Source organism: Streptococcus sp. HMSC063B03, from assembly GCF_001836965.1.
In the GTDB taxonomy this organism is placed as follows: Bacteria; Bacillota; Bacilli; order Lactobacillales; family Streptococcaceae; genus Streptococcus; species Streptococcus pneumoniae_F.
Window position 1 is genome coordinate 139,101 of the sequence record NZ_KV831045.1, and the last position, 7,890, is coordinate 146,990.

At 39.3% G+C, this 7,890-nt stretch carries 11 protein-coding genes; all 11 read left to right on the forward strand.

Annotation, left to right across the window (positions count from 1 at the left end; genetic code table 11):
* Positions 1-8 precede the first annotated feature (8 nt).
* Positions 9-1,112, forward strand: a complete 1,104-nt coding sequence (locus tag HMPREF2628_RS05425; RefSeq protein WP_070842558.1) for a prephenate dehydrogenase — start codon at positions 9-11, stop codon at positions 1,110-1,112.
* A 10-nt stretch (positions 1,113-1,122) separates the two neighbouring features.
* The gene (locus tag HMPREF2628_RS05430) at positions 1,123-1,461 is read left to right on the forward strand and encodes a YlbF/YmcA family competence regulator (protein WP_070842559.1); all 339 of its coding nucleotides are present in this window, start codon (positions 1,123-1,125) and stop codon (positions 1,459-1,461) included.
* 91 nt (positions 1,462-1,552) lie between these two features.
* Complete coding sequence (aroA, locus tag HMPREF2628_RS05435) at positions 1,553-2,836, forward strand: 3-phosphoshikimate 1-carboxyvinyltransferase (RefSeq protein ID WP_070842560.1); 1,284 nt, start codon at positions 1,553-1,555, stop codon at positions 2,834-2,836.
* Positions 2,829-3,305: a shikimate kinase gene (locus tag HMPREF2628_RS05440; protein WP_049552441.1), complete on the forward strand. Its 477-nt coding sequence runs from the start codon at positions 2,829-2,831 to the stop codon at positions 3,303-3,305. The genes aroA and HMPREF2628_RS05440 overlap by 8 nt, the downstream gene beginning before the upstream one ends.
* Complete coding sequence (gene pheA / locus HMPREF2628_RS05445) at positions 3,302-4,150, forward strand: prephenate dehydratase (protein ID WP_070478358.1); 849 nt, start codon at positions 3,302-3,304, stop codon at positions 4,148-4,150. The genes HMPREF2628_RS05440 and pheA overlap by 4 nt, the downstream gene beginning before the upstream one ends.
* A complete protein-coding gene (locus tag HMPREF2628_RS05450; protein ID WP_070842561.1) occupies positions 4,147-5,457 on the forward strand; it encodes an LCP family protein in 1,311 nt (436 codons plus the stop codon). The genes pheA and HMPREF2628_RS05450 overlap by 4 nt, the downstream gene beginning before the upstream one ends.
* A 171-nt stretch (positions 5,458-5,628) precedes the next feature.
* A complete protein-coding gene (locus tag HMPREF2628_RS10760; RefSeq protein ID WP_142350502.1) occupies positions 5,629-6,054 on the forward strand; it encodes a transposase in 426 nt (141 codons plus the stop codon).
* 15 nt (positions 6,055-6,069) lie between these two features.
* Positions 6,070-6,468, forward strand: coding sequence for a DUF1310 family protein (locus tag HMPREF2628_RS05460; RefSeq protein WP_061590263.1), 399 nt, complete (start codon positions 6,070-6,072; stop codon positions 6,466-6,468).
* A 245-nt stretch (positions 6,469-6,713) separates the two neighbouring features.
* Positions 6,714-7,097, forward strand: coding sequence for a DUF1310 family protein (locus HMPREF2628_RS05465; RefSeq protein WP_070842562.1), 384 nt, complete (start codon positions 6,714-6,716; stop codon positions 7,095-7,097).
* Complete coding sequence (locus tag HMPREF2628_RS05470) at positions 7,097-7,327, forward strand: hypothetical protein (protein WP_070842563.1); 231 nt, start codon at positions 7,097-7,099, stop codon at positions 7,325-7,327. The genes HMPREF2628_RS05465 and HMPREF2628_RS05470 overlap by 1 nt, the downstream gene beginning before the upstream one ends.
* A gap of 15 nt (positions 7,328-7,342) precedes the next feature.
* Positions 7,343-7,744, forward strand: coding sequence for a DUF1310 family protein (locus HMPREF2628_RS05475; RefSeq protein ID WP_070842564.1), 402 nt, complete (start codon positions 7,343-7,345; stop codon positions 7,742-7,744).
* Positions 7,745-7,890: the final 146 nt, after the last annotated feature.

A 7,890-nucleotide genomic window follows, 5' to 3' on the forward strand; every position in this document is an offset into this window, starting at 1 on the left:
GAGTTCCTATGGCAAAAACAGTCTATATCGCAGGTCTTGGATTGATTGGAGCCTCTATGGCCCTTGGCATCAAACGCGATCATCCAGATTATGAAATTTTGGGTTATAATCGCAGTCAAGCTTCGAGAGATATCGCCTTGAAAGAAGGCATGATTGACCGTGCAACGGATGATTTTGCCAGTTTTGCTCCTTTGGCAGATATCATTATTCTCAGTTTGCCAATCAAACAGACCATTGCTTTCATTAAGGAGTTGGCTAACTTGGACTTGAAAGAAGGAGTGATTATCTCAGATGCTGGTTCGACTAAGTCAGCCATTGTGGATGCGGCGGAGCAATATTTGGCTGGCAAACCTGTTCGCTTCGTCGGAGCCCATCCCATGGCTGGTAGTCACAAGACAGGGGCTGCTTCTGCAGATGTCAATCTTTTTGAAAATGCCTATTATATCTTTACGCCTTCGAACCTGACAAGTTCTGACACACTTGCGGAAATGAAGGATCTGCTTTCAGGTCTTCATGCTCGTTTTATCGAGATTGATGCCAAGGAGCATGATCGTGTGACTTCTCAGATTAGCCATTTTCCTCATATTCTGGCTTCCAGTCTCATGGAACAGACCGCGGTTTATGCTCAAGAACATAAGATGGCAAGGCGCTTTGCGGCAGGTGGTTTTCGAGATATGACTCGGATTGCGGAAAGCGAGCCAGGGATGTGGACTTCTATTCTCTTGTCAAATAGTGAAACTATTCTGGAGCGAATTGCGGATTTCAAGGAGCGTTTGGAAGCGATTGGTCAGGCCATCAGCAAGGGAGATGAAGAGCAAATCTGGAACTTTTTCAACCAAGCGCGTGAGCAACGTCAGGCCATGGAAATCCATAAGCGTGGTGGAGTAGATAGCTCTTATGACCTCTATGTTGACGTTCCCGATGAAGAAGACGTTATTTTACGAATCTTGGAATTGCTACGTGGAACTTCCTTGGTCAATATTCATATCAACGAGGAAAATCGTGAAGACATTCACGGGATTCTGCAAATTTCATTTAAAAATGCTCAAGACTTGGAACGAGCTGAGCATCTCATAACAGAAAATACCGACTACACAGTCGTCATCAAATAAGGAGAAAATCATGTCAAATATTTACGATAGTGCAAACGAACTCAGTCGCGGTCTACGCGAATTACCAGAATACAAGGCTGTTAAAGTAGCTAAAGATGCTATTTCAGCAGATGCTGAGGCAAGCAAAATTTTTACAGAATATGTTGCCTTCCAAGAGGAAATTCAAAGACTAGCCCAGACAGGTCAAATGCCAGATGCATCCTTCCAAGCGAAGATGGAAAACTTTGGCAAGCAGATTCAGGGGAATAACCTCTTGTCAGAATTCTTTACCAAGCAACAACAATTGGCCATTTACCTTTCTGACATTGAAAAAATTGTTTTCGAACCAGTTTCAGAATTGCTAAAATAAGAAAATAACTATCATAAAGTCAGAAATTTTTAAGGAATTTCTGGCTTTTTATGATAAAATAAGTAAAAGTATTGCAAGTATGAGGTCCAGTATGAAACTAAAAACAAACATTCGCCACTTGCATGGCAGTATTCGCGTTCCAGGTGACAAGTCTATCAGCCACCGTTCCATTATCTTTGGAAGTTTGGCTGAGGGTGAGACTAAGGTTTATGATATTCTGCGAGGTGAAGATGTTCTTTCGACCATGCAGGTTTTTCGTGACCTTGGTGTTGATATTGAGGATAAAGATGGGGTTATTACCATTCAAGGTGTAGGTATGGACGGCTTAAAAGCTCCGCAAAATTCTTTGGATATGGGAAATTCTGGCACCTCGATTCGCCTGATTTCAGGCGTTCTTGCTGGTGCAGACTTTGAAGTAGAAATGTTTGGAGATGATAGTCTTTCCAAACGTCCTATGGATCGTGTGACGATTCCACTGAAAAAAATGGGCGTCAGCATTTCAGGGAAAACTGAGCGAGACCTGCCTCCTCTTAGCTTAAAAGGGACGAAAAACCTCAAACCTATTCAGTATGAGTTGCCGATTGCCTCTGCCCAAGTCAAGTCAGCCTTGATGTTTGCGGCCTTGCAGGCTAAGGGGCAGTCAGTTATTATCGAAAAAGAATGCACCCGTAATCATACTGAAGATATGTTGCAACAATTTGGTGGCCATTTAAGTGTGGACGGCAAGAAAATCACAGTTCAAGGACCACAAAAATTGACTGGACAAAAGGTGGTCGTACCAGGAGATATTTCCAGTGCAGCCTTTTGGTTAGTCGCAGGTTTGATTGTTCCAAATTCTCGTCTAGTGCTGCAGAATGTGGGCATCAACGAAACGCGTACAGGTATTATCGATGTCATTCGTGCCATGGGTGGAAAACTAGAAATAACTGAAATTGACCCAGTCGCTAAATCTGCTACCTTGATTGTTGAGTCTTCTGACTTGAAAGGAATAGAAATTGGTGGCGCTTTGATTCCACGCTTGATTGATGAATTGCCAGTTATCGCTCTACTTGCGACTCAAGCCCAAGGTGTCACAGTTATCAAGGATGCTGAGGAACTTAAGGTCAAGGAAACAGACCGCATTCAGGTTGTGGCAGACGCCTTAAATAGCATGGGAGCAGATATTACTCCTACAGCTGATGGACTGATTATCAAAGGGAAATCAGCCCTTCATGGTGCTAGAGTCAATACGTTTGGAGACCACCGTATCGGCATGATGACGGCTATCGCGGGCCTCTTGGTTGCAGATGGAGAAGTGGAGCTTGATCGTGCTGAAGCTATCAATACCAGCTATCCTAGCTTCTTTGATGATTTGGAGAGCTTGATTCATGGCTAAGGTATTACTAGGATTTATGGGGGCTGGCAAATCGACTATTGCAAGAGGTTTGGACCCTAATTACCTTGATATGGATGCCCTGATTGAGAAACGCTTAGGTATGTCCATTGCGGAATTTTTCGCTGAAAAGGGAGAAGGAGCCTTTCGACAGGTAGAGTCAGAAGTATTAGCTGATTTACTACAAAGAGATCAAGTTGTGTCAACTGGTGGGGGAGTGGTTATTTCTCAGCGAAATCGTGACTTACTAAAGACAAATTCTGATAATATCTACCTGAAAGCTGATTTTGACACCCTCTACCAACGCATATCAGCTGATAAAGACAATCAGCGCCCGCTTTTTCTAAATAATAGCAAGGAAGAATTAGCAGCTATTTTCCAAGAAAGACAGACTTGGTATGAGGAAGTTGCCAGTCGGGTTTTGGATGTGACCAAGCTAAGCCCAGAGGAAATTATAGAGGAACTGAGATGAAAATTGCTTATCTAGGTCCCAAGGGATCATTTTCACACCATGTTGTGCAGACAGCTTTTCCTCAGGAGGAATTGCAGGCCTTTGCCAATATTACAGATGTCATCAAGGCCTATGAGCAAGGTTTGGTGGACTATTCTGTGGTGCCAGTTGAAAATTCTATCGAGGGTAGTGTTCATGAAACCTTGGACTACCTTTTTCATCAGGCTCGCATTCAAGCAGTAGCAGAAATCGTTCAGCCTATTCATCAGCAGTTGATGGTGGTTCCAGGTCATACTAAGATTGAAAAGATTTTTTCACATCCACAGGCCTTGGCTCAAGGAAAGAAATTCATCGATGAACAATATCCAGAGGCCCAAATCGAGGTAACAGCTAGTACAGCTTATGCGGCTCGTTTTATTTCTGAACATCCAGACCAGCCTTATGCAGCCATAGCTCCTAGAAGTTCTGCCGAAGAATATGGCTTGGAACTGATTGCCGAGGATATTCAGGAAATGGAAGCCAATTTCACACGTTTCTGGGTTTTGGGAGCTGAAGGTGCAACCATTCCCTTGCAAGCACAAACTGAAAAAATGAGTTTGGCCTTGACCTTACCTGACAACCTTCCCGGTGCCCTCTACAAGGCCCTTTCAACTTTTGCTTGGCGAGGAATTGACCTGACAAAAATTGAAAGTCGTCCACTCAAGACAGCGCTGGGAGAATACTTTTTCATTATCGATGTGGACTATGCTGATAAGGATTTGGTCCACTTTGCCCAAAAAGAATTAGAAGCGATTGGAATCCAGTATAAAGTAATGGGTGCCTATCCCATTTATCCAATATCAGACAATGGAAAGGAGAGAAGATGAGTAAAGAAAATCCTTTAAACCATCACGAGCAGTTACGTTATGACTATCTTTTTAAGAACATTCATTACCTCAATGAGCGAGAGAAAAAAGAGTTTGCTTACCTGCAAGGTAAGTTAAATATGGCTAGCAGTAGTAAAGCTTCTCCAGAAATTCATAATGAAAATCACGATATGGAAGAGTCTTTTATGGAACCAATCAATCAGTCTCCTCTTCCATCCTATGGCAACCGAAGTCGTACAAAAAAATACCAGAAAAGTCATTCTCTTCCAAAGGTTAAGTCCAAGAAACGTAAGATTCGTTGGGGGCGCATTTTTGCAGGATTGCTTGCCCTTCTAGCCTGTGTCGGTTTTGGTATGATTTTTATGTTCCTAAAAGGCTATTCAAATGCGGACCCAAATAAACCTGCCAATGCTAAGGCAGCTCAAGTAGAAGTTTTTCATGGTCAAGATACCAAGGATGGAGTTAATATTTTGATTATGGGGACGGATGGACGGATTGGCCAAAATAGTGCTGAGACGAGAACGGACTCTATTATGGTACTAAATGTTGGTGGCTCAGATAAGAAAATTAAGCTGGTCAGCTTCATGCGTGATAACTTAGTTTATATTGATGGATATAGTAAGATTATCAATGGAAAGAAACAAACAGATAACAAGTTAAATGTAGCCTATGAACTAGGGGAACAGGAAGGCCAAAAAGGAGCAGAAATGGTTCGCCAAGTATTGAAAGATAATTTTGACTTGGACATTAAGTACTATGCCTTGGTTGATTTTCAGGCCTTTGCAACCGCTATTGACACTCTCTTCCCTGATGGGGTGACGATTGATGCCAAATTCTCAACCTTAGAAGGTCAACCTTTAACCGAAGCTACGGTGGGAGATGACTTGCATGCTACAGAAACAGAGTCTCCAACCCAAACCATCAAAGTCGGAAAACAACAGATGAATGGTTCAACCTTGCTCAATTATGCTCGCTTCCGTGATGATGATGAAGGTGATTACGGTCGTACCAAGAGACAACAGCAAGTGCTGACAGCTGTTCTGCAGCAACTCAAGGATCCAACTAAACTTTTTACTGGATCAGAAGCACTTGGTAAGGTCTTTGGGATGACCTCTACGAATGTTCCCTATAGTTTCTTATTGACAAATGGTTTATCCTTCCTAGATGGAGCGCAAAATGGCATTGAGAGATTAACGGTTCCAGAACTAGGTGATTGGGTAGATGATTATGATGTTTATGGAGGACAGGCACTCTTAGTAGACCAAAATAAATATCAAACTAAACTTTCTCAAATGGGAATGAGATAAGATAAGACAAAATTCCAAATAAAAAACTATACTTTAAATATAAAATAACGATCCTTGGACAATAGTCCCTTATCTCCAAAAAAGCAACGGATTTGCCGTTGCTTTTTTACATGGTTGCGATAGTCTTTGTAAAATAGAATTGCTTAATAAACCATTTAGAAAGTCTATCCCATGCATTTTCACTATAACACAAATCAAACAACTATACCACTAGAAATCAGTTCTTTCTTACCACAAGATCATCTTGTCTTTACTATTGAAAAAGTGGTGAATACCTTGGAAGATTGTCACTTCGACGCCTTCTATCATGCCTTTGGTTACCCATCTTATCACCCTAAAATGCTTGTATCTACTCTTTTATTTTCCTATTTACAAGAGATTCTCTCTGGTCAAAAAATTGCTAATGAAGAGTATACAAGTTATTCTGAAACAGATCCTTTGAAAATCATAAACGATAAAGGAGTGATAGAAGATATCGGCACAGTCCGTCAGGTGATAGAAAACGAGACAGGAATAAAGGTTTACGTAGTTGAGAGTTCAGACAAATCTTTATGGTATACTATAAGTAAATCAGTGCATGATATATTTGTAAAATAACATAAAGGAGACGTCATGAAGCCATTAAAAATTGTAGGAATCATTTTAGCTAGTTTTTTGGTTATTGTTGGATTAAGCATAGGAGGATATAAAGTAATGCAAAAAGTAGAACACGATGAGATGGCGAGAATTGTTAAAAGTGAGGAAGTCAAAAAGATTGTTGAAAATAAACTTAAATATCTAGATAGTGAGGCCTTAACAAAAGAAGGTACAATAAAATCGTATGAAATTGATATCGACTCAATTAAGCATAATCCCATGGGTGGTATTGATTTTAAAGTATATGTAAATTCAGATAAAAAACTAAGAGTGATGTATGGATTAGAGAAAGATAGCACTACCGGAAAAATTGAATATTCAGGTGGCGGCTATTCTGCTCAACTTGCAGAATTGTTAAAAAAGGTGAAAAAATGATACAAAAATATACGGAACATGATAGACAAAAAATTGCTGCTAGAGAATATACGTAGTATACGAAAGATGATCCAATTGATATTGGAACTGATAACAATCCTAATGTAATCGGCACAGTTCGTCAGGTGATTGAAAACGAGACAGGGTTGAAGGTTTATGTAGTTGAGAGTCCAGACAAATCTTTACGGTATACTATAAGTAAATCAGTACATGATATATTTGTAAAATAACATAAAGGAGACATCATGAAACCATTAAAAATTGTAGGAATTGTTTTAGCTAGTTTATTAGTTATCGTTGGATTAAGCGTAGGAGGATTTAAAGTGATGAAACAAGCAGAACATGATGAGATGGTGAGAATTGTAGAGAGTGAGGAAGCGAAAGAGATTTTTAAAGTGCGCTTAAAGCAAATAGATCCGAATGCTCTAACAGAAAAAGGAATTATTAAATCATATAAAGTTGATTCTTTTGAACATAATCCAATGGGAGGAATAATTGTTTATTTGTATATAAATGATTCTTCAAGTTATAAAGTTAGTGTTTTCTTACATAAAGATAGTGATGGTAAATTAAGAAATGGCGGTGGGAGTAATCCACCTCTGGAAAAATTAAAGGGAGACTCAAACTGATGGATTCTATGTATAGCGAATATGAACGAAAGTTAATTACTGAAAAAGAATATGATAATACATTACAAGTTGATAATGATATTTATATAGAAACTCGAAAAAGTTCCATCAGCACAGTTCGTCAGGTGATTGAAAACGAGACAGGATTGAAGGTTTACGTAGTTGAGAGTCCAGACAAATCTTTATGGTATACTATAAGTAAATCAGTACTTGATATATTTGTAAAATAACATAAAGGAGATATCATGAAGTCATTAAAAATTATAGGAATCGTTTTAGCTAGTTTACTAGTTATTGTTGGATTAAGTATAGGAGGATACAAGGTGATGAAAAAAGTAGAACAAGACGAGATGGTTAGGGTTGTCAAGGGTGAGGAAGTCAAAAAGATCATAGAAGATAACCTAAAGCTGAGGCATAAAGGGGCACTTGAAGAAGGAAATATTATCCAGAATTATGATATAGATATTAATTCCATTTTTCATAGTCCAATGGGAGGGATCAAATTTAAAATTTATATAAATAATGACGAAGAATTATATGTATTTTTCACTATTAATAAAGATAGAAGTAGCGGAAAGTTAGTTAATGATGGTGGAGGAAACTCGGCTAAATTTGAAAAAATAATAACGGAGAGAAAAAGTGAATAGACAGTATAGTGATCATGAACGTCAAAAAATTGCTAATGAAGAGTATACAAAGTATTCTGAAACAGATCCCTTGAAAATCATAAATGATAAAGGAGAGATAGAAGACATCGGTACAGTCCGTCAGGTGATAGAAAACGAGACAGGAA

Excerpts from the sequence above, each read along its gene's own strand:
- HMPREF2628_RS05425 (WP_070842558.1), top strand. The coding sequence starts at position 9 with ATGGCAAAAACAGTCTATATCGCAGGTCTTGGATTGATTGGAGCCTCT.
- HMPREF2628_RS05430 (WP_070842559.1), top strand. The coding sequence starts at position 1,123 with ATGTCAAATATTTACGATAGTGCAAACGAACTCAGTCGCGGTCTACGC.
- aroA (WP_070842560.1), top strand. The coding sequence starts at position 1,553 with ATGAAACTAAAAACAAACATTCGCCACTTGCATGGCAGTATTCGCGTT.
- HMPREF2628_RS05440 (WP_049552441.1), top strand. The coding sequence starts at position 2,829 with ATGGCTAAGGTATTACTAGGATTTATGGGGGCTGGCAAATCGACTATT.
- pheA (WP_070478358.1), top strand. The coding sequence starts at position 3,302 with ATGAAAATTGCTTATCTAGGTCCCAAGGGATCATTTTCACACCATGTT.
- HMPREF2628_RS05450 (WP_070842561.1), top strand. The coding sequence starts at position 4,147 with ATGAGTAAAGAAAATCCTTTAAACCATCACGAGCAGTTACGTTATGAC.
- HMPREF2628_RS10760 (WP_142350502.1), top strand. The coding sequence starts at position 5,629 with ATGCATTTTCACTATAACACAAATCAAACAACTATACCACTAGAAATC.
- HMPREF2628_RS05460 (WP_061590263.1), top strand. The coding sequence starts at position 6,070 with ATGAAGCCATTAAAAATTGTAGGAATCATTTTAGCTAGTTTTTTGGTT.
- HMPREF2628_RS05465 (WP_070842562.1), top strand. The coding sequence starts at position 6,714 with ATGAAACCATTAAAAATTGTAGGAATTGTTTTAGCTAGTTTATTAGTT.
- HMPREF2628_RS05470 (WP_070842563.1), top strand. The coding sequence starts at position 7,097 with ATGGATTCTATGTATAGCGAATATGAACGAAAGTTAATTACTGAAAAA.
- HMPREF2628_RS05475 (WP_070842564.1), top strand. The coding sequence starts at position 7,343 with ATGAAGTCATTAAAAATTATAGGAATCGTTTTAGCTAGTTTACTAGTT.